Annotated in this window: 4 protein-coding genes; all 4 read left to right on the top strand. The window is 32.7% G+C overall.

What is annotated here, in order from left to right:
• On the top strand, positions 1–144 hold a 144-nt coding region (locus tag F897_RS16875; RefSeq protein ID WP_004763925.1), incomplete at its 5' end, for an integrase core domain-containing protein.
• 62 nt (positions 145–206) lie between these two features.
• A complete protein-coding gene (locus tag F897_RS17425) occupies positions 207–449 on the top strand; it encodes an ABC-three component system middle component 6 (RefSeq protein ID WP_005233115.1) in 243 nt (80 codons plus the stop codon).
• Complete coding sequence (locus F897_RS02755; protein WP_005233109.1) at positions 449–1198, top strand: hypothetical protein; 750 nt, start codon at positions 449–451, stop codon at positions 1196–1198. The genes F897_RS17425 and F897_RS02755 overlap by 1 nt, the downstream gene beginning before the upstream one ends.
• 12 nt (positions 1199–1210) lie before the next feature.
• Positions 1211–1485 (top strand): transposase (locus F897_RS02750; RefSeq protein WP_005233103.1); only part of this gene is annotated, 275 nt, incomplete at its 3' end.

The following is a 1485-nucleotide window of genomic DNA, read 5'->3' as shown; positions in this document are numbered from 1 at the left end:
TATAGCAGTGTCACAGATGCGAAAAAGCAATTAAGTGCATATTTTGAGTTTTATAATTTGAAACGACCTCATTCGAGTCTAGACAAAATGACACCAAATGAGTTTTACTATGATCAGCTACCCCAACAAAACAAGGTGGCTTAACTAGAGCGGAATATCACTTATAAATACGCTTTTAGTTGTTCAAACAAGTGGGACCACCTCTGTTGCTACCACATAAGCATGTACGTTTTTCATCCTCTTTAGTGACAGTAGCTGGATATATTAATACGTTATTAGTAGCGCCTATGACAATAGAAGAGTTATGGAAAATTGTAGAATTTAATAATACTACTTCTGTAATTAAACCGAACTTTACTCAGCTAGTGTTAGCTATAGATTTGCTTTTTGCTATAAAGCAAATAGAAGCTAGTACGGATGGTTTATTAATAAGTAAAAAGGCTAATTGATGAGATTAATTTCTTTAAGTTGTGATCAACAGAGTTTTAAAACACTGTATTTCAAGCCTACAGGAATTACTTTCATTCTTGGGAATAGTGCCTACAGTAAAGAGTCCACTAGAGTAGATAGTAGTGCTAATGGTGTAGGTAAAACCCTAGCTTTAGGATTAATACATCACTGTCTTGGTGCAAATGTAGATAAAACACTTGCTACAGTCATTCCAGATTGGATTTTCACATTAGAATTTGAACATAAAGATAAAATTTTTAAAGTTTCTCGATCAGGGGATGGTAAAAAAATAACTATTAATGGTGAATTTTATAAACCTACCAAATTTATTGAGTGGCTTGATACACATGATTTTTTTTCCATAAATGGTAAAGAAATTAAAGGCTTAACATTTAGATCTTTATATAAACGTTTTGCTAGATATAAACGAGAAGATTGCCTAGATCCTATACAATTATATAAAGAATCAGATTATGAAGCATTACTTCGTACAAGCTTCCTTTTAGGACTTGATATATCTCTAATTCTTAATAAGAAACAGAACAAAGCTGATTTAGATAAGATTAATCATTACATTAAAAATTGGGAAAATGATCCTATCTTAAAAGATATGATTACCACTGGAACACAACCTAAATTACGTTGTACATGGTTAAATCGAGAAATATCAAAATTAGAAAATGACTTACAAGAATTTCAAATTGCTGAAATGAACCGTACCGGGTTTGTCGGAGAGTCAATATTCTGAGAGACTACCCCGATGACAAAATTAAAATATACCCCTGAAATCAGAGAAAGAGCGGTTCAATTATTGATTGAATCTGAAAAAGATTATCCTTCTACTTGGGCTGCAATCACAGCAATTGCGCCTAAGATTGGTTGTACTCCTGAAACACTTCGTGCCTGGCATCAAAAGCATTTAGATCAGCAAAATCCTATTAAAGTACAACAGATATCTGATCAAGAAAAAATGAAGCAAATGGAACGTGAAATTAAAGAATTAAAGCGTGCCAATGAAATTCTACGTAAAGCAGC

This window comes from Acinetobacter variabilis (genome assembly GCF_000369625.1).
Lineage (GTDB): Bacteria > Pseudomonadota > Gammaproteobacteria > Pseudomonadales > Moraxellaceae > Acinetobacter > Acinetobacter variabilis.
Note: the sequence above shows the minus strand (reverse complement) of the source record. Positions and strands in the feature narration are given on the sequence as shown.

Bases quoted from the DNA above. Each gene is read 5' to 3' on its own strand.
- F897_RS02755 (WP_005233109.1), top strand. From the start codon at position 449: ATGAGATTAATTTCTTTAAGTTGTGATCAACAGAGTTTTAAAACACTG.